Source organism: Pantoea sp. SGAir0418, from assembly GCF_043529865.1.
In genome coordinates this window covers 2,254,183-2,273,954 of sequence record NZ_CP027911.1, presented here as the reverse complement: position 1 = coordinate 2,273,954, position 19,772 = coordinate 2,254,183, and the positions used below count along the sequence as shown (strand labels likewise).

General features: G+C 57.2%; 15 protein-coding genes, 3 tRNA genes and 1 pseudogene. 9 read left to right on the top strand and 10 right to left on the bottom strand.

Annotation, left to right across the window (positions count from 1 at the left end):
• Positions 1–236: 236 nt before the first annotated feature.
• A pseudogene (ydiK, locus tag C1N84_RS10455) lies at positions 237–1,293 on the bottom strand (AI-2E family transporter YdiK).
• A 204-nt stretch (positions 1,294–1,497) separates the two neighbouring features.
• Between ydiK and C1N84_RS10450 the strand changes: the two are divergent.
• On the top strand, positions 1,498–4,551 hold the full coding sequence (locus C1N84_RS10450; RefSeq protein WP_264441322.1) for a D-2-hydroxyglutarate dehydrogenase YdiJ: 3,054 nt from the start codon (positions 1,498–1,500) through the stop codon (positions 4,549–4,551).
• Positions 4,552–4,581: 30 nt separating this feature from the next.
• Here C1N84_RS10450 and C1N84_RS10445 read toward each other — a convergent pair whose 3' ends face one another.
• Complete coding sequence (locus C1N84_RS10445; protein ID WP_021506233.1) at positions 4,582–4,986, bottom strand: hypothetical protein; 405 nt, start codon at positions 4,984–4,986, stop codon at positions 4,582–4,584.
• Positions 4,987–5,376: 390 nt separating this feature from the next.
• On the opposite strand from C1N84_RS10445, the gene sufA reads away from it, so the two are divergent.
• From sufA to C1N84_RS10410, 7 genes are all read left to right on the top strand, one after another.
• Positions 5,377–5,751 (top strand): Fe-S cluster assembly scaffold SufA, encoded by a 375-nt coding sequence (gene sufA, locus C1N84_RS10440; protein WP_058776260.1) that lies wholly within the window; start codon positions 5,377–5,379, stop codon positions 5,749–5,751.
• A gap of 7 nt (positions 5,752–5,758) precedes the next feature.
• A complete protein-coding gene (gene sufB / locus C1N84_RS10435) occupies positions 5,759–7,252 on the top strand; it encodes a Fe-S cluster assembly protein SufB (protein ID WP_021506232.1) in 1,494 nt (497 codons plus the stop codon).
• Between the two features lie 39 nt (positions 7,253–7,291).
• A complete protein-coding gene (gene sufC / locus C1N84_RS10430; protein ID WP_021506231.1) occupies positions 7,292–8,038 on the top strand; it encodes a Fe-S cluster assembly ATPase SufC in 747 nt (248 codons plus the stop codon).
• A complete protein-coding gene (gene sufD / locus C1N84_RS10425; RefSeq protein ID WP_264441321.1) occupies positions 8,013–9,290 on the top strand; it encodes a Fe-S cluster assembly protein SufD in 1,278 nt (425 codons plus the stop codon). Before sufC ends, sufD begins: the two co-directional genes overlap by 26 nt.
• The gene (gene sufS / locus C1N84_RS10420; RefSeq protein ID WP_264441320.1) at positions 9,287–10,510 is read left to right on the top strand and encodes a cysteine desulfurase SufS; all 1,224 of its coding nucleotides are present in this window, start codon (positions 9,287–9,289) and stop codon (positions 10,508–10,510) included. Before sufD ends, sufS begins: the two co-directional genes overlap by 4 nt.
• A gap of 20 nt (positions 10,511–10,530) precedes the next feature.
• The gene (gene sufE, locus C1N84_RS10415; protein ID WP_264441319.1) at positions 10,531–10,947 is read left to right on the top strand and encodes a cysteine desulfuration protein SufE; all 417 of its coding nucleotides are present in this window, start codon (positions 10,531–10,533) and stop codon (positions 10,945–10,947) included.
• Between the two features lie 62 nt (positions 10,948–11,009).
• Positions 11,010–12,047 (top strand): L,D-transpeptidase family protein, encoded by a 1,038-nt coding sequence (locus C1N84_RS10410; RefSeq protein ID WP_264441318.1) that lies wholly within the window; start codon positions 11,010–11,012, stop codon positions 12,045–12,047.
• A 75-nt stretch (positions 12,048–12,122) separates the two neighbouring features.
• Here the strand turns inward: C1N84_RS10410 and C1N84_RS10405 are convergent, their stop codons facing one another.
• The 6 genes from C1N84_RS10405 to C1N84_RS10380 all read right to left on the bottom strand — a co-directional run bounded on the left by C1N84_RS10405 (position 12,123) and on the right by C1N84_RS10380 (position 16,195).
• The gene (locus C1N84_RS10405; protein ID WP_007374746.1) at positions 12,123–12,359 is read right to left on the bottom strand and encodes a major outer membrane lipoprotein; all 237 of its coding nucleotides are present in this window, start codon (positions 12,357–12,359) and stop codon (positions 12,123–12,125) included.
• Positions 12,360–12,665: 306 nt separating this feature from the next.
• Positions 12,666–14,078: a pyruvate kinase PykF gene (gene pykF / locus C1N84_RS10400; protein WP_021506226.1), complete on the bottom strand. Its 1,413-nt coding sequence runs from the start codon at positions 14,076–14,078 to the stop codon at positions 12,666–12,668.
• A 344-nt stretch (positions 14,079–14,422) separates the two neighbouring features.
• A tRNA-Val gene (locus C1N84_RS10395) sits at positions 14,423–14,499 on the bottom strand.
• A 12-nt stretch (positions 14,500–14,511) separates the two neighbouring features.
• Positions 14,512–14,588, bottom strand: a tRNA-Val gene (locus C1N84_RS10390).
• 3 nt (positions 14,589–14,591) lie between these two features.
• Positions 14,592–14,668 (bottom strand) — tRNA-Val (locus tag C1N84_RS10385).
• A gap of 153 nt (positions 14,669–14,821) precedes the next feature.
• Complete coding sequence (locus C1N84_RS10380) at positions 14,822–16,195, bottom strand: MATE family efflux transporter (RefSeq protein ID WP_264441317.1); 1,374 nt, start codon at positions 16,193–16,195, stop codon at positions 14,822–14,824.
• A gap of 198 nt (positions 16,196–16,393) precedes the next feature.
• On the opposite strand from C1N84_RS10380, the gene C1N84_RS10375 reads away from it, so the two are divergent.
• Positions 16,394–17,047: a riboflavin synthase subunit alpha gene (locus C1N84_RS10375; RefSeq protein WP_127833971.1), complete on the top strand. Its 654-nt coding sequence runs from the start codon at positions 16,394–16,396 to the stop codon at positions 17,045–17,047.
• Between the two features lie 48 nt (positions 17,048–17,095).
• Here C1N84_RS10375 and cfa read toward each other — a convergent pair whose 3' ends face one another.
• Positions 17,096–18,244, bottom strand: coding sequence for a cyclopropane fatty acyl phospholipid synthase (gene cfa / locus C1N84_RS10370; protein WP_088515859.1), 1,149 nt, complete (start codon positions 18,242–18,244; stop codon positions 17,096–17,098).
• A 310-nt stretch (positions 18,245–18,554) separates the two neighbouring features.
• Positions 18,555–19,757, bottom strand: coding sequence for a purine nucleoside transporter PunC (gene punC / locus C1N84_RS10365; RefSeq protein WP_264441316.1), 1,203 nt, complete (start codon positions 19,755–19,757; stop codon positions 18,555–18,557).
• Positions 19,758–19,772 lie beyond the last annotated feature (15 nt).

The window sequence follows — 19,772 nt, the reverse complement described above, 5'->3', positions numbered from 1 at the left end:
CGGCACAGGAATCAGTGCGAAAAATAATCATTTTATCGGTGCGATCGGGCTTAAACGCTGAAAAGTGCGTTTTTTCTTAAAAATCACTAATGGAAAAAATTATTGTGCCGCGAAATTAAGTGGTACGGATTAATGAGTGTTAACCACGGCTGACTAATGCAAATCGCGTTGGGTGATGTGAGGGAAAAGCGGATAAGCAAACCGGGCTGGACGCCCGGTTATGCGCCGGAAGCGCGTTACGGCTGCGGCTCTTCGTGTTCGGCCAGTGCTTCGATGGCCGTTTCCGGATCGTCATCCGGCGCCGGCGCTTCATGCATCCACACCGAAACCAGCCGGTAAGAGACCGCCAGCACGACCGGACCGATAAACAGTCCAATCATACCGAAGGCGATCAGCCCGCCGATGACGCCGGAAAGTATCAAAATCATCGGTAAATCAGCGCCCATGCGAATCAGCATCGGACGCAGCACGTTATCCAGCGTGCCGACTACGCAACTCCACACTAACAGCACCGTGCCCCAGGTGGTGTCACCACTCCAGTAGAGCCAGATAATTGCCGGCACCAGCACAATCAACGGTCCAAGCTGCACCAGGCAGGTAAGAATCATTAATACGGTCAGCAGCGTGGCATACGGAATGCCGGAAATCGCCAGACCGATGCCGCCCAGCACGCCCTGCACCAGCGCAGTCACCACCGCGCCGTCCGCCCATGCGGTAGGCAAAGTGACGGATGCCGAGACCAACCTGCTCACCGCGCCAGTACAGCAGCACGCTGAACAGCAGCATCAGGGCAAGGTGCAGCATGAAACGGCCAAAGTGTCCGGCCTGGGCGACAAAGAAGCCGGTGGTGCGACCAATATAAGGCTGGACCTGGCTCATGATCGCCGCGCCGCCGCCGTCGATCAGTTTATGGTAGCTGGAATAGAGTTTGCGTCCGGCGTAGGGAATATCGCGCAGCCAGGCGAGATCCGGCAGCACCAGATGGCGCTGGGTCGCCCAGGCGATGACCGGCGCGCTGTTATCAATCAGGCTGCTGACCAGCAGCGCGATAGGAATAATAAACAGCAGCAACAGCAGAATCGTCATGGCAATCACCGCCAGCGAACGGCGACCCCACAGCAGTTGCTGCAGACGAATCATCAGCGGCCAGGTGGCAATCACCACCATGCTGGCCCAGGCGAAGCCGAGAATGAACGGCTGCACCACCCACAGACAGGCAATGATCATCAGCAAAATAAACATCAGCGAGAACAACATTTGCGGTAGATCCACACCGCGTTGCAGGCTTTTCATCACAACACAGACCTCAGTAATCCTTCAGGAGGGCGCTCCGCGGCGCCTTCACAATGATGATCTATTTCCTGAAAATTAAACAGAAAAAGCAGCGCGACGCGGCCGTTTTCCTGAAAAAACAGCGGGCGGCAAAAAAATGTGATACAACCAAGAGCTGAAAAAAATTAACCACGCAAACGTTTACAACATCCCGGTCACGAAATAATGATCCCACAGATTTCTCAGGCGCCAGGCCTCGTTCAACTGGTGCTGACATTCCTGCAGTCGCTGAAAGAACAAGGTTTTACCGGCGACACCGCGACCAGCTATGCCGACCGCCTCACGCTCTCCACCGATAACAGCATCTATCAGCTCCTGCCCGATGCGGCGCTGTTTCCGCGTTCAACGGCGGACGTGGCGCTGATCGCCCGACTGGCCGGTGAGCCACGTTTCAACAGCCTGGTGTTTACCCCGCGCGGCGGCGGCACCGGTACTAACGGGCAGTCGCTCAATCAGGGCATTGTGGTCGACATGTCGCGCTACATGAACCGCATCCTCGAGATCAACACCGAGCAGGGCTGGGTGCGGGTAGAAGCCGGCGTGGTGAAGGACCAGCTTAACGCCTGGCTCAGGCCGTACGGCTTTTTCTTCTCTCCGGAGCTGTCGACCAGTAACCGCGCCACGCTGGGCGGCATGATCAATACCGATGCCTCCGGTCAGGGATCGCTGGTGTATGGCAAAACCTCCGATCACGTCGAAGGCCTGCGTGCCGTGCTGCTGGGCGGCGAAATTCTTGATACGCGCGCCATGCCCACCGCGCTGGCGGAACAGCTGGCCACGACGCCGACCGCTGAAGGGCGCATCTATAAAGCAGTGCTTAACCGCTGCCGCGAGCAGCGTGAACTGATTCTGGCAAAATTCCCCAAACTGAACCGCTTCCTCACCGGTTATGACCTGCGCCATGTGTTCAGTGATGATTTGCAAACTTTCGACCTGACGCGCCTGTTGTGCGGCGCCGAAGGTACGCTGGCCTTTATCACCGAAGCCCGGCTGGATATCACACCCATTCCCAAAGTGCGCCGGCTGGTGAACATTAAGTACGATTCATTCGATTCCGCACTGCGTAATGCGCCTTTTATGGTCGAGGCGCAGGCCCTGTCGGTGGAGACGGTGGATTCGAAAGTGCTGAACCTGGCGCGCGAGGATATTGTCTGGCATTCAGTCAGCGAGCTGATCACCGATGTGCCAGGCAAAGAGATGCTCGGCCTGAATATTGTCGAGTTTGCCGGCGACGATGCGGCGCTGATTGCGCAGCAGGTGACCACGCTGTGCGCGCGGCTGGATGAGCTGATGGCGCAGCAGCAGGGCGGCGTGATGGGCTATCAGCTGTGTGATGATCTGGCGGGCATTGAGCGCATCTATAACATGCGTAAAAAAGCGGTAGGTCTGCTTGGCAACGCCAAAGGGCGCGCCAAACCGATTCCGTTCGTGGAAGACACCGCCGTGCCGCCGGAGCATCTGGCGGATTACATTGTGGATTTTCGTGCGCTGCTCGACAGCCACGGCCTGAGCTACGGCATGTTTGGTCACGTGGATGCCGGCGTGCTGCACGTGCGTCCGGCGCTGGACATGTGCGATCCGCAGCAGGAGATGCTGATGAAGCAGATCTCGGACGAAGTGGTGGCGCTTACCGCGCGCTACGGCGGTCTGCTGTGGGGCGAGCACGGCAAAGGCTTCCGTGCCCAGTACAGTCCGGCGTTCTTTGGCGAAACGCTGTTTAATGAGCTGCGTCGCATCAAAGCGGCGTTCGATCCGGATAACCGTCTCAACCCCGGCAAAATCTGTACGCCGCTGGGTAACGACGAGCCCATGATGCAGGTCGATGCGGCCACGCGCGGCAGCTGGGATCGCCAGATTCCGCTGACGGTACGCAATGACTGGCGCGGCGCGATGGAGTGTAACGGCAACGGACTGTGCTTCAACTTTGACGTGCGCAGCCCGATGTGCCCGTCGATGAAAATCACCCGCGATCGTATCCATTCGCCAAAAGGACGCGCCACGCTAACGCGTGAGTGGCTGCGCCTGCTGGCGGAGCAGGGCGTTGACCCGCTTAAGCTGGAGCAGGCCTTGCCATCACAGGGCGCCAGCCTGCGCAGTCTGATTCAGCGCACGCGCAATTCGTGGCATGCGAAGCAGGGCGAATATGACTTCTCGCATGAAGTGAAAGAGGCGATGTCCGGCTGCCTGGCGTGTAAAGCCTGTTCGACCCAGTGCCCGATTAAAATCGATGTGCCGAACTTCCGCTCGCGCTTCCTGCAGCTTTATCACACCCGCTATCTGCGCCCGGTCAGCGACCATCTGGTGGCGTCGGTTGAAAGCTATGCGCCGCTGATGGCGAAAGCACCGCGGGTGTTCAACTTCTTCCTGAAACAGCCGTGGATGCGCGACCTCAGCCAGCGCCACATCGGCATGGTGGATCTGCCGCTGCTCTCCTCGCCGAGCCTGAAGCAGCAGCTGAGCGGCCACCCGGCGATGCGGGTCACGCTGGAGCAACTGGAGGCGATGGATGCGGCCCAGCGCGAACAGCACGTGCTGGTGGTGCAGGATCCGTTTACCAGCTATTACGAAGCGCAGCTGGTGACCGATTTCATCCGGCTGATTGAAAAACTCGGCTACCGGCCGGTGCTGCTGCCGTTCTCACCTAACGGGAAAGCGCAGCACGTGAAAGGTTTTCTGCAGCGCTTTGCCCGCACCGCCGGCAAAACCGCCGAATTCCTCAACCGGGTGGCGCAGCTCGGTGTGCCAATGGTCGGTGTCGATCCGGCCACGGTATTGTGCTATCGCGACGAATATCAGCAGGTGCTGGGCGAGCAGCGCGGCGCGTTCAGTGTGCAGCTGGTGCATGAATGGCTGCACGGCGTGCTGGCCGGGCGCGAGGTGCAGATCGCCAGCGGCGAAGCCTGGTATCTGTTTGCCCACTGCACTGAGGTCACGGCGCTGCCGTCAACGCCCAATCAGTGGCAGGCTATTTTTGCCCGTTTTGGCGCGAAGCTGGAGAACATCAACGTGGGCTGCTGTGGCATGGCCGGCACTTATGGTCACGAGAGTAAAAACCTGGCCAACTCGCTGGGCATTTATGAACTGTCGTGGCATCCGCAACTGCAGAAGCTGCCGCGTCAGCGCTGTCTGGCGACCGGCTTCTCCTGCCGCAGCCAGGTGAAACGCGCCGAGGGCAACGGTATGCGCCATCCGCTACAGGCTTTGCTGGAATTGATGTAAACAAATTGTAGGAGCCGTCACAAAGCTGGATTAGAATATCCAGCCTGCGTGGCGGACGAAATCACTTTGCAGGCGGGTAGCCTGGTCCCAGTCGCCGCTGAGCGCCAGTTGATGACACAAACGGGTCAGCGACAGGCGCGCCAGCTGGTAAGCCTGAATACGGAACAGGCGATCGCGATCGGCATTGCCCATCTCCTGTACTAAGCGGTGGTGCAGCTTGCCCATCGCGTGCAGGTAGCTGTGATCGTCGCCGTTCAGCTGGCAGATTTCGGCCATGTCGAGACAGGTATCGTTAAAACGACGCAGTTGTTCAATGGAACAATCGGTGCGGTTGAGCTTTGCCTGAGCCAGATAGAAGTCGACGGTGATATCGCGGACCGAAAACTTATATTCGTCGATTTTGTGTTGTAACCAGGCTGAGACGGAAAGCGTCATGTCGCCACCCAAAGTAGGTTAATGATAATCATTATCATATTAAACCGCGCCAGGAATGCAATTCCCGCCGTGAAATTTTATTGATTTCCTTTGCCTGTTACAAAAATCGGCAATAACAATCTCTTTACATTCAGCAAAGGCGTAACCTATCAATCAGAGCATAAACGTAAAAAGCGAACTGGAAAATTTACGGCTTATGAACAGGTTACGTTCTGACGGCGCGCGCGGGAATGGCGCGCACAAGCTGGTGGGAAGGGACTATGCTTAATAAAGCAGCAGTAAAAAACAGCACGAGATGATTATCCCTGCAAAACAAGAGGTTGAAGTGATATCTGATATCACTACCATAGGGGGATAGCCTGAAAAGGCCCAGACTTACGAGGTAGCACTATGTCATCAGTAAATGCAGCGTCTTTTTCACCTGACGATTTCGTCTGGAAAGGGCTCACGCTGACCGAGTCGGCAGCGAAACAGATTCTCAGCCTGGTGGAACAGGACCCGGAAGTTAAGGGCCTGAAACTGGGTGTGAAACAGTCCGGCTGTGCCGGTTTTGGGTACGTTATGGATCTGGTGAAAGCGCCTGCCGATGACGACCTGCAGTTCGAGCAATATGGCGCAAAACTGTTTGTGCCGCTTCAGGCGATGCCGTTTGTTGACGGTACCGAGCTGGATTATGTCCGCGAAGGCCTGAACCAGATTTTTAAATTCAACAACCCTAAAGCTCAGCACGCCTGCGGGTGCGGTGAAAGCTTTGGCGTCGAGTAAGTGAAATATGTCACGACACAGCGAAGCATCTGACGATGTACAAACCTGGGAAGGCAGCCTGAACTACAAAGAAGGCTTCTTCACCCAGCTGCAAACCGACGAACTGGCACACGGCATCAATGAAGATGTGGTGCGTGCCATTTCGGCCAAACGTAACGAACCCGAGTGGATGCTGGAGTTCCGTCTCAAGGCGTTTCGCGCCTGGCTGGAGATGGAAGAGCCACACTGGCTGAAAGCGCACTACGACAAGCTCGATTATCAGGATTACAGCTACTATTCCGCGCCGTCCTGCGGCAATTGCGATGACAGCTGTGCCTCTGAACCGGGTGCCACCCAGACGTCCGGCAGTGTCGCCTCCAGCGATTACCTGACCAAAGAAGTGGAAGACGCGTTTAACCAGCTGGGCGTGCCGGTGCGTGAAGGCAGAGAAGTGGCGGTGGACGCCATTTTCGACTCGGTGTCCGTGTCGACCACTTATCGTGACAAGCTGGCTGAGCAGGGCATTATTTTCTGCTCCTTCGGTGAAGCGATCCACGATCATCCGGAGCTGGTACAGAAGTATCTTGGCACCGTGGTGCCGCACAACGATAACTTCTTTGCTGCGCTCAACTCGGCGGTGGCGTCCGACGGTACCTTCGTTTACATCCCGAAAGGCGTGCGTTGCCCGATGGAGCTGTCGACCTATTTCCGCATCAACGCGGCGAAAACCGGCCAGTTCGAACGTACCATTCTGATTGCTGATGAAGACAGCTACGTCAGCTACATCGAAGGCTGTTCAGCGCCGGTGCGCGACACCTACCAGCTGCACGCAGCGGTGGTTGAAGTGATCATCCACAAAAACGCCGAAGTGAAATACTCCACGGTGCAGAACTGGTTCCCGGGCGGAGAAGGCGAGGGCGGTATCCTCAACTTCGTGACCAAGCGTGCGCTGTGTGAAGGCGAGCACAGCAAGATGTCGTGGACGCAGTCCGAGACCGGCTCAGCCATCACCTGGAAATACCCGAGCTGCATCCTGCGCGGTGATTACTCAGTGGGCGAATTCTACTCCGTCGCGCTGACCAGCGGTCGCCAGCAGGCCGATACCGGTACCAAGATGATTCACATTGGTAAAAACACCAAATCGACCATCATCTCGAAAGGTATCTCGGCCGGTAAGAGCCAGAACACCTACCGCGGCCTGGTGAAAATCATGCCGACTGCGACTAACGCGCGTAACTTCACCCAGTGTGACTCGATGCTGATTGGGCCGGACTGCGGTGCGCACACCTTCCCGTATGTGGAAACGCGCAACAACAGCGCGCAGCTTGAGCACGAAGCCACGACGTCGCGCATCGGTGAAGATCAGATGTTCTACTGCCTGCAGCGCGGCATTAGCGAAGAAGATGCGATCTCGATGATCGTCAACGGCTTCTGTAAAGACGTTTTCTCCGAGCTGCCACTGGAATTCGCCGTGGAAGCGCAAAAACTGTTAGCGATCAGCCTTGAGCACAGTGTCGGCTGATGCCACACGCGTTGCCGGAAGCAATGTGAAGGAAAGAGTATGTTAAGCATTAAAGATTTACAGGTTAGCGTTGAAGACAAAGAGATTTTGCGCGGTCTGAACCTTGAGGTTAAGCCGGGCGAAGTGCATGCCATTATGGGCCCGAACGGTTCCGGCAAGAGCACCCTGTCTGCCACGCTGGCCGGTCGTGAAGATTATGAAATCACCGGCGGTTCCGTGACCTTTAAAGGCAAAGACCTGCTGGAGCTGGAGCCGGAAGAGCGTGCCGGTGAGGGCATCTTCATGGCGTTTCAGTACCCGGTCGAGATCCCGGGCGTCAGCAACCAGTTTTTCCTGCAGACCTCAGTCAATGCGGTGCGTAAATACCGTGAGCAGGAAGAGCTGGACCGTTTCGACTTCCAGGACTTCATCGAAGACAAGATCAAGCTGCTGAAGATGCCGGAAGATCTGCTGACCCGTTCCGTCAACGTCGGTTTCTCCGGCGGTGAGAAGAAGCGTAATGACATCCTGCAGATGGCGGCGCTGGAGCCTGAGCTGTGCATCCTCGATGAAACCGACTCCGGTCTGGATATCGATGCGCTGAAAATTGTTGCAGAAGGCGTGAACAGCCTGCGCGACGGCAAGCGCTCATTCATCATCGTAACGCACTACCAGCGCATCCTGGATTACATCAAGCCAGATCACGTGCACGTGCTGTATCAGGGCAAAATCGTGAAGTCTGGCGACTTTACGCTGGTGAAACAGCTGGAGGAGCAAGGCTATGGCTGGCTTACCGACCAGGAGTGATAACGCGCTGCAGCAGTGGCATCACCTGTTTGAGTCACGCGGCGAACAGCGTTCGCTGCAGGCACAGCAGCACTGGCAGCAATTGATGCGTGTCGGCCTGCCGACGCGCAAGCATGAAAACTGGAAATACACCGCGCTGGACAGCCTGCTGGCACAGCAGTTCGTGCAGGCGGAAGCGCCAGGCGTGAGCGCTGAGCAGGTGGCTGCGCTGGCGCTGCCGCTGGACGCGATTTGCCTGGTGTTCGTCGACGGCCGCTTCCAGCCTGAGCTGAGCGCGCGTGACACCGGTCTGTTTGACGTGCAGCACAGCCGTGCCGCTGAGCGACGTCCGTTACCGGCCGCAGTACAGCCGGAGGTGTTCCTGCACCTGACGGAAAGTCTGGCGGAAGAGGTGACCTCGATTCGTCTGCCGCGCGGCAAAGCTGCGGCGCAGCCGCTCTATCTGCTGCACATTACCAGCGGGCAGGCGGATGCGCTCAACACGGTGCATCATCGTCACCATCTGGAGCTGGAGTCCGGCGCGGAAGCGCAGGTGATCGAGCATTACGTGACGCTGAATGGCAGCGCCCACTTCACCGGCGCGCGTTTTACCTTTGCGGTGGGCGACAATGCGCAGATGAAGCATACCAAGCTGGCGTTTGAAGAGAGCAGCAGCTACCACTTTGCGCACAACGACATCGTGATTGGCCGTGACGCGCAGGTGAGCAGCACCAGCTTCCTGCTGGGTGCCGGTTTGTCGCGTCACAACACCAGCGTGCAGCTGAACGGTGAGAACACCCAGCTGTCGCTGAACAGCCTGGTGCTGCCGGTAGGCAGCGAAGTGGCGGATACGCGCAGCTATCTGGAGCACAACAAAGGCCACTGCCTGAGTCGCCAGCTGCACAAAACCATTTCGCGTGACAAAGGGCGCTCAGTGTTTAACGGCCACATCAAAGTGGCGCAGCACGCGCTGAAAACTGACGGCCAGATGACCAACAACAACCTGTTGCTCGGTCGCCTGGCGGAAGTGGACACCAAGCCGCAGCTGGAAATCTACGCCGATGACGTTAAGTGCAGCCACGGCGCGACTATCGGTCGCATCGACGACGAGCAGATGTTCTATCTGCGCTCGCGCGGCATCGCCGAAGACGCGGCGCAGCAGATGATCATCCATGCTTTCGCCGCTGAACTGACGGAAGCGCTGGAAGATGACGCGCTGCGTCAGGTGGTACTACAACGTATTACCGATCGTTTCCCGGGAGTTGAGTCATGAGTTTCGATCTCGAACGAGTCAGAGCGGAGTTTCCGATTCTGAGTCGTGAGGTCAACGGACATCCGCTGGCCTACCTTGACAGCGCGGCCAGCGCACAGCGCCCGCTCGCGGTGATCAACGCGGAAAGTCACTTCTATCAGCACGGCTATGCGGCCGTGCACCGTGGCATTCACTCGCTGAGCGCACAGGCGACCAGCGACATGGAAAACGTGCGCGCCCAGGCGGCGCGTTTTCTGCATGCCGCCGCGCCGGAAGAGATCATCTTCGTGAAAGGCACCACCGAAGGCATTAATCTGGTGGCTAACAGCTGGGGCGGCAGTCAGCTGCAGCCGGGCGATAACCTGATTGTCACTGAGATGGAGCATCACGCCAACATCGTGCCATGGCAGATGGTGGCCCAGCGCACCGGCGCGGAAATCCGTGTGCTGCCACTTAACGACAACGGCGAGCTGGCGCTGGAACAGCTGGCGGGGCTGATCGACAGCCGTACGCGCCTGCTGGCCGTGACGCACGTTTCCAACGTGCTCGGCACGGTTAACCCGGTGAAAGCCATCGTGGCGCAGGCGAAAGCTGCGGGCGTAGTGACGCTGGTAGACGGCGCTCAGGCTGTGATGCACCACCCGGTTGACGTACAGGATATCGGCTGCGATTTCTACGTGTTCTCCGGCCATAAAATCTATGGGCCGACCGGGATTGGCGTGCTGTACGCGCGTAAGGCGCTGCAGGAGATCATGCCGCCGTGGGAAGGCGGCGGTTCGATGATCGATCAGGTCATGCTGCCCACAGGCACCACCTGGAATGGCGCACCGTGGCGCTTTGAGGCCGGCACGCCGAACACCGGCGGCATCATTGGCCTTGGCGCAGCGCTGACGTGGATCAGCGAACTCGGTCTGGAGACGATCCAGCAGCGCGAGAGCCAGCTGATGCGTTACGCGCTGGACAAGCTGGCGTCGGTGCCGGACCTGGTTATTTACGGCCCGGCCGAGCGCAGCGGCGTGGTGGCGTTTAACCTCGGTAAGCACCACGCTTTTGACGTTGGCAGCTTCCTCGACCAGTACGGCATTGCCATCCGCACCGGCCACCACTGTGCCATGCCGCTGATGCGTCATTATGCGGTGCCCGCGATGTGTCGCGCCTCTTTCGCGCTCTACAACAGCGAAGAGGAAGCCGATCGCCTGGCGGCTGGCCTGACGCGCATTCATCGTCTTCTGGGCGGTTGAGCAGATTTCAGGAGTTATGCATGGCAAACCTGCCAGAAAAAGAGAAACTGGTGCGCAACTTCAATCGTTGCGCCAACTGGGAAGAGAAGTACCTCTACATCATTGAACTCGGGGCAAAATTACCAGAATCCTCTGAAAGCTTGCATCAGCCGCAGTACGTCATTTCCGGCTGTCAGAGTCAGGTATGGATTCGCATGACCCCACAGGCAGACGGCACCATTGCTTTTGAAGGTGACAGCGATGCCGCCATCGTTAAGGGCTTGATTGCCGTGGTATTTAGCCTGTATCAGGGGCTTAAAGCGCCAGAGATTCTGGCACTGGATGTCGCCCACTGGTTTGGCGAACTGGCCCTGACGCAACACCTCACCCCTTCGCGTTCGCAGGGGCTGGAAGCGATGATTCGCGCGATCCGGCATAACGCACAGTCTTTCAGCTAAGTTACACTCTCCAGACCCCGGCCATGACCGGGGTCTGTTCCATCCGACAAAGAGAAAATTGCATGAAACCTGCGCTTCGTTTAGCCGGTGCATTGCTGTTGTCCTGTTTCGGACTGTCTGCACCTGCGTTTGCTACGGAATATCCCCTGCCAGCCGCTGATAGCCGTTTGATTGGCGAAAACACTCTGACCACCGTCCTGGATGACAAACGGCCACTGGAGAGCATTGCCGCGCGTTATAAGATAGGCATGCTCGGCATGCTGGAAGCCAACCCGGGCGTCGACCCCTGGCTGCCGAAAGCCGGAACGCAGCTTACCGTGCCACTGCAGATGCTGTTGCCGGATGCGCCGCGTGAAGGCATCGTGATCAACCTGGCCGAACTGCGCCTCTACTACTATCCCAAAGGGGAAAATCGCGTCGTGGTTTATCCGATCGGCATCGGTCAGTTGGGTGCCGCCACGCCGAGCATGGTGACGAGTATCAGCCAGAAAATCCCTAACCCCACCTGGACGCCCACCGTCAATATCCGCAAACGCTACGCCAAAGAGGGCATCACGCTGCCCGCGATGGTGCCTGCCGGGCCGGATAACCCGATGGGGCTGTTTGCGTTGCGTCTGGCGCGCGGCAGCGGCCAGTATCTGATTCACGGCACCAACGCCGACTTCGGCATCGGGATGCGCGTCAGCTCCGGCTGTATTCGTTTGCGCCCGGACGATATCGAAGCGCTGTTTAACAGCGTGCCGCAGGGTACACGCGTACAGGTGATTAACCAGCCGATCAAATATGCCATCGAACCCGACGGCAAACGCTACATCGAGGTACACCAGCCGCTGTCGCGTAATGAACAGGACGATCCGCAGACCATGCCAATTGCGCTGAGCGCGCCGCTGAAAGCCTTTATAAAGAGTGCGAAGAGCGACAGTGCGCTGATTAAGGCGGCGATTGAACGTCGCTCAGGCATGCCGGTACTGGTGAGCAGTGGGGAACCGGTGAGTGAGGCGACGCCGCTGCCGGCAGTGCTGCAGACGCAGCAGGGGGCAACAGGCGGTGCGCAAGCCACCATCAGTCAGGCGCAGGGCGAAGCCGCTGCGACACCGTGATTCAGGGCCAGCGGACGGCAGAATCCGGACAAAAAAAATGGTGCCACAAGGGCACCATTTTTCAAACCAGAACTCTTACTTACGGTAAGAGTGAGCCTGGTTGTCCAGACGCTGGTTAGCGCGAGCTGCGTCGTCTTTAGCAGCCTGAACGTCAGAACGGATTGCGTTCACGTCGTTGCTCAGCTGGTCAACTTTAGCGTTCAGAGTCTGAACGTCTGAAGACAGCTGGTCGATTTTAGCGTTGCTTGAGCAACCAGCCAGCAGAGTTGAACCCAGGATTACCGCGCCCAGTACCAGTTTAGTACGATTCATTATTTATACCCTCTAGATTGAGTTAATCTCCATGTAGCGTTACAAGTATTACACAAAGCTTTTTAAGTTGAGAATAAATTTTTGATGAGAACATGCTTAAATTTGATCGTTCGCTCAAAGAAGCAGCGTTTCGCAGAACATGATGAAAATATTTAGCGAAAACAGAGAGATTTAATCGGATTAACCTTAATTCTGCGGGATATTGAATAGTTATTATCGATTGGAATTTTCCGCTTTCTGTCTCAGGCGCGGAATAAAAAAAAGCGCCCCGAAAGGCGCTCTTTTAAATAAACATCACCGGCTCGATCAGAGTACGTGCACCGACGCGGTGTTGGTGGTTCCGCTCGGTACCAGCGCACCCGAAACCATCACCACGACATCGCCTTTCTGCGCGTAGCCGCTCTGCAGCGCCATCTCTTTGCCGATGCGGTAGAAATCATCGGTCGAGGCGATTTCGCTCACCAGACGCGTTTCAATCCCTTTGCTGAGGATCAGCTGACGCGCGGTGGTCTGGTTAGTGGTCAGGGCCAGAATGGTGGCATCCGGGAAGTATTTACGCACGGATTTAGCCGACTTACCGCCTTCGGTCGCCACCACAATCACCGGCGCTTCCAGTTTCTCAGCGGTCTCAACGGCGCCACGGCACACTGCTTCAGTGATACGCAGCTTGCGCGAATCCTGCAGGGAATCGATGCGCGATTTCATCACGCGATCGGTACGCTCGCAAATGGTCGCCATGATGGTGACCGACTCCAGCGGGTATTTACCCTTGGCGCTCTCACCGGACAGCATCACCGCGTCGGTACCGTCGAGGATGGCGTTGGCCACGTCGCCGGCTTCAGCACGGGTAGGGCGCGGGTTCTTGATCATCGAATCCAGCATCTGCGTCGCGGTGATTACCACTTTGCGCGCTTTATTACACTTCTTGATCATCATCTTCTGCGCGAAGATCACTTCTTCAACCGGGATTTCCACACCGAGGTCACCACGCGCGACCATGATGCCGTCAGAGGCTTCCAGGATCTCGTCGAAGTTGTTCAGGCCTTCCTGGTTTTCGATCTTGGAGATGATCTGAATGTGCTCACCGCCGTGGGCTTTCAGGTGCTCACGGATTTCCAGCACGTCAGAACGTTTACGGATGAAGGAAGCCGCAACAAAATCCACGCCTTGCTCGCAGCCGAAGATCAGATCGCGCTTGTCTTTTTCCGCCAGTGCCGGCAGCTGAATGGACACGCCTGGCAGGTTGACGCCTTTGTTTTCGCCAAGGTCGCCATTGTTCAGCACTTTACACACCACGGTGTTTTCGGTGACTTCGGTGACTTCCATGCCGATCAGACCATCGTCGACCAGCACGGTGTTACCAATTTTCAGGTCTTCGGTGAAACCGGCGTAAGTAACGGCAACGCGCTCGCTGTTACCAATCACTGACTGATCGGTGGTGAAGGTGAAGGTCTGGCCAGCTTTCAGGGACACATCATTGCCACCGTCCAGTTTCATGGTACGGATTTCCGGGCCTTTGGTGTCCAGCAGAATCGCGGCCTGGCGACCGGTTTTTTCCATGACGGCACGCATGTTGGTGATGCGCTGACCATGTTCGGCATAATCCCCGTGAGAGAAGTTCAGGCGCATGACGTTCATGCCCGCTTCCAGCAATTGAGTCAGCATCTCTTCGGATTCGGTTTTCGGACCGATAGTACAAACGATCTTGGTCTTTTTCATGTCAGATTTCTGTAAGTTGTGATGGATGATAAAGGTCGGGGTTCGATGCGCCTGGCACCGAAGTAAAAATCTGTTTGGTGTTGGTACGTTTGACACAGAAGTAAGAATAGGTGACGACGGCTAAGCGTGCAGAGAAGTTATGCGCCGGGCGGAGAGACCGTAGCGACGGCGTTGCGCAAATGATGTAAGTGGCTGGCATAGGCACGTTAGCGCTGAAACCTTTCAGGTGGAACAACGCGGCATAGTATAGTCGCTAAGTATGCGAAAACCAATATAAAAGCAGAGGGAGAAAACCGACTCAGATCAAGGAAAGGCGAGTTGCGCAAGGGAGATAACAGCAAAAGTGGTGCGCTCTAATGGACTCGAACCATCGACCCCCACCATGTCAAGGTGGTGCTCTAACCAACTGAGCTAAGAGCGCATTTCAGAAATCTGGTGCGTCCGAGTGGACTCGAACCACCGACCCCCACCATGTCAAGGTGGTGCTCTAACCAACTGAGCTACGGACGCACTTGGTGCGCTCTAATGGACTCGAACCATCGACCCCCACCATGTCAAGGTGGTGCTCTAACCAACTGAGCTAAGAGCGCAACACGCTGTCAGGGCGACAGCGGGGACGAATATTAACGGCAGGCCGTGATGCTGGCAAGCGGAAAAGTGATTTTTCCTGACGACTGACCAGCAACTGTGCTATGCGTCGTTTTTTTCGCCATTGCGGGCCAAATAAACGCCCGCTCAGCCACTTAGCGCGCGGCGCGTGCCAGAATCACCTGCGCCGGTAAACGCTGCAGACGACGGATGCGCCAGATTATCATCACCGCCGCCGACGTCAGACCGACGATAAATCCGCACCAGAAACCGGCCGGCCCCAGCGGTGCCACCACCCAGTCGGTCAGCGCCAGCACGTAACCCACCGGCAGTCCCAGCACCCAGTAGGCGATCAGGGTAATAAAGAAGATCGAGCGCGTGTCCTTATAGCCGCGCAGGATACCGCTGCCGATCACCTGAATCGAATCCGAGAACTGGTAGATGGCCGCCAGCAGCATCAGCTGCGCCGCCAGGGTAATCACTTCCGGATTAGCGGTATAGAGCGCAGCGATATCGTGGCGGAAGGTTACGGTAAACAGCGCGGTGATCGCCGCCATGGTGATACCCACGCCCTGACCGGTCCACGCGGCGATGCGGGCCTGTTCGGCCGAGCCCTGGCCCAGACGGTAGCCGACGCGAATGGTAGTGGCGACGCCGAGCGACAGCGGCAGCACAAACATCAGCGAGCTGAAGTTGAGCGCGATCTGATGACCAGCCACTTTCACAATGCCGAGCGGCGACACCAGCAGCGCCACCACGGCAAACAGCGTGACCTCGAAAAACAGCGCCAGCGCGACCGGTAATCCCAGCGTGAACAGGCGCGTCAGGATGGTGCGCGACGGTGGCGACCAGCGGTTATGCATGCGAATATCGCGCATGGCCGGCATGCGCTTCAGCCAGAAGCGCATCACCAGATACATCACCCAGTAAACCGATGCGGTGGCGACGCCACAGCCCACGCCGCCCAGCGCAGGCATACCAAAATGGCCGTAAATAAACACATAGTTCAGCGGAATGTTGGTCAGCAGGCCGAGGAAACCCAGCAGCATCGCCGGCTTGGTCTTCGACAGCCCTTCACACTGATTACGTGCCACCTGGAAAAACAGGTAGCCCGGTGCGCCCCACAGCAGCGCGTGCAGATAACCTTCTGCTTTGGCCGCCAGCTGAGGATCAATGTCATGCATGGTGTGAATCAGGTAGCCAGCGTTCCACAGCACCACCATAATCAGCAGCGCCACGCCCGCCGCCAGCCAGTACCCCTGGCGCACCTGTTCTGCGATGCGCTCGCGTCGCCCGGATCCGTTGAGTTGCGCAACGGTTGGCGTCAATGCCAGCAGCAGACCATGACCAAACAAAATGGCGGGAAGCCAGATAGAGGTGCCGACAGCAACGGCGGCCATATCCGTGGCGCTCACCGCACCGGCCATTATGGTATCCACAAATCCCATCGCGGTCTGTGCCACCTGAGCAAGGATGACCGGGATCGCGAGGGCCAGCAATTGACGCGCTTCTGTTAAATACTTCTGCACGTATCACCTGCGTAATTTAAGAAGAGAGCGGGGTGAAATCCCCAAAGAATGCGCGACCTAGTGTAGCGGTAGCCCGCACTTCCGCCAAACATTGATCGCATTTGGCTGCGCCATTTGTGTAAAGTTTGCGCGCCGGCAAATTAAACCTTGCGGCGCAAGCTGTGATAAACTGCCACAAACTTCGCAGAGGCTGAAATTATGTTTACCGGAATTGTGCAGGGCACGGCAGAAATTGTCGCCATTGAAGAAAAAGAGTTGTTCCGCACCCACACCGTGCGCTTGCCTGCTGAGCTGCTGCCCGGCCTGGCGCTGGGCGCCTCGGTAGCGCACAACGGGTGCTGCCTGACGGTGACCGCCATTGACGGCGATCGCGTCAGCTTCGATCTCATCAAAGAGACGCTGCGCATCACCAACCTCGGTGAATTACAGGTTGGTGACATCGTGAATATTGAGCGCGCCGCGAAATTCAGCGATGAAATTGGCGGACACCTGATGTCCGGCCATATTATGACCACCGCCGAAATCTGTAAAATTATCCAGTCAGAGAATAACCGCGAAGTGTGGTTTAAATTACAGGACGCTGAGCAGATCAAATATATTCTGCATAAAGGATTCGTCGGCATCGATGGTATCAGCCTGACAGTCGGTGATGTCACCAAAAGTAAGTTCTGCGTGCACCTGATCCCGGAAACGCTGGAGCGCACCACGCTGGGCGCGAAGAAGCTGGGGCACCGGGTCAATATCGAAATCGATCCGCATACCCAGGCGATTGTCGACACCGTTGAACGTGTGCTGGCGCAGCGTGATGCCGCGGCCGCGCTGGCGGCACAAACGCTGCCGGACGCTGAGTAATCGCGAATAAAAAAGGCGCGGTAAGCGCCTTTTGTCCTGGCTCGGAAATCAACGCGCCACGCGCAAACCGCCTTCAGCGCCGCGGCTGAAAACTACCTGCCACAGCTGAATATCGCGCGCGCGAAACGCACCGGCGCAGGCGTTGAGGTAATAGCTGAACATCCGTTTGAAACGCTCGCCATACTTCTCCGCCAGCTGCGGCCATGCCGCCTGGAATCGCTCGTACCAGGCCATCAGCGTGGTGTCATAATCCGCGCCAAAGTTATGCCAGTCTTCCATGATGAAGTGAGATTCGCTGGCATCGGCAATCTGCCGTACCGACGGTAAACAGCCGTTGGGGAAAATGTATTTATCGATCCACGGATCGACGTTCATGTCGGTTCTGATCGCCCCAATGGTGTGCAGCAAAAACAGGCCTTCCGGTTTCAGGTTACGATCAACCACATCGAAGTAGGTGGCATAGTTTTTCGGCCCGACGTGTTCGAACATGCCCACCGACACGATGCGGTCAAACTGCTGGTTCAAATCACGGTAATCCTGCAGCAGAATGGTCACATCCAGACCGGCACAGCGCTGCTGCGCCATTTTCTGCTGCTCGGCAGAGATAGTCACGCCATGCACTTTCACCCCGTAATGACGCGCGGCGAATTCCGCCAGTCCGCCCCAGCCGCAGCCGATATCCAGCAGCGTCATGCCCGGCTCAAGCTGCAGCTTGCGGCAGATCATATCCAGCTTGTCCTGCTGTGCCTGCTCCAGCGTTTCCGCGCTTTTCCAGTAGCCGCAGGAGTACTGCATAAACGGATCGAGCATCAGTGAAAACAGGTCGTTGCCAAGATCGTAGTGCTCTTTACCAACAATCCAGGCGCGTTTCTTTGACTGCAGATTGGTGAGGCGCGCCGCAGCAATGCGCAGCGTGTCTTTAAAATGGTGCGGTAACTGCTTATCCAGATGATGTTTCAGCACGCGGTGGAAGAACATATCCAGACGTTCGCACTCCCACCAGCCGTCCATGTAGCTTTCACCGAGGCCCAGCGATCCCTCCTGCAAGACCCGTTTGAAAAAATCCGCATGTCTGACCTGAATATCCCAGGGGCGTGTGCCGTTGATGTGAATGTCCGCCCGCTCCAGTAATTCATGGGCGATACGAAACCATTGGTTTTCTTCAAGGCTCACTTCTTCTATACACGATGAACTCATAGCTTCTCCATCACCTTTCCGATTTGAACCTGAGAAAAAGAATAGTCAAATTCCTCAGGCCTGTGAGAGAACTCACGGAAAATCCGTGCGCCAGATAGCCGACGTACTACAGAGGTATGAATCTGAATAGAAATGTCTGCCACAACTCCGGAGGTGAATATCGTGCAGACGCCATCCCAGCGACAGTGTCGCTAAAAAATACGATCATTATGTTATTGATTTGTTGCAGAAATGCTGACCCACTGAGTATATGCTCACGCAGGTCAGTATTCAATGGCTTATCGTTAGTTTGCTAACGATAATCGTTGCCTTAGCAATTATCTTCGCAGGGACGGGAAGCGTGAGCAATATCACTTTGTGCGTTGGCGCTGCGCTGCCACAGGAAACCGGCCCAGGCGAGGATCACCGTGGCGACCATGACCAGCGTGGTATGTAACAGCGCCTGCTGCAGACCGGCGGATACAATAAGGCTGGCGAGGAAGCATAAGCCCAGCTGCAGCAGATTCTGCAGGCCGGCCGCTTTGCCGGTGGCCTGCGGGAACGGGGCGAGGGCGCTGGACACCACAATCGGGTAAATCGCGCCATTGGCCAGCGCCATGCCGCAGAACGGCAGCAGCAGAGCCACCAGCGGCGGCGTGGTGATCAGCGCCACCGCAAACAGACCCAGAATGCTCAGACTGTAAATCATCAGCAACCACGGCAGCAGCTGCGCACCCTGAAAACGGTTCAGCAGTGCGCGACAGCCAAACCCGCCCAGCAGGAAGGCGATGGTCTGCGGAATATAGCTCAGGCCAATGTCCGCCGGGCTCAGACCCGCGGCGGCGAGGATAAACGGCGAGCCGGTCAGCCAGGCGAAGAAACTGGCGGAGCAGGCGGCATAAATCAGTACGTTACCGCTGTAAATACGCGTCGCCAGCAGCGTCAGCCAGCCCGGCTGCGGCGCGCTGTTGTGGCGCGCACGCGGCGAGCTGGCCAGTTTCAGCGTGCCGAACAGCAACACCAGCGTCACCAGCGTGAGCGCGAGGAAAATGGCGCGCCAGTGAAAATGGGCCATCAGCCAGGCCCCCAGCAGCGGCGCCAGCGCCGGTGACAGCGCCACCAGCGGCATAATCGTGGCAAACACTTTGTTGGCTTTGGCCTGCGGATAGCGATCAACCACCAGCGCCTGCCAGCTCACCGCCGCGGCGCACACGCCTACCGCCTGCACAAAGCGCAGCGCCAGCATCAGCCAGACGTTAGTCACCCACAGCATGGCAAGACAGCTCAGCGCAAACAGGCTCAGGCCCGCCAGCAGAATGGGTTTACGGCCGAAGCGGTCCGACAGCACGCCCCACAGCACCTGCGCACAGGCAAAGCCGCCCAGAAACAGGCTCAGGCTGGCGCTGATGGTGCCCGGTGCGGAAGCAAAGTCGCGCTGCATGGCGCCGAAGGCGGGTAAATACATATCGGTGGCCAGAAAGCCGAGCATGCTCAGCACGGCAAGGTAAGGCAGAAATCCTTTGGATGACAGCATGGTTTTTCTCATTCG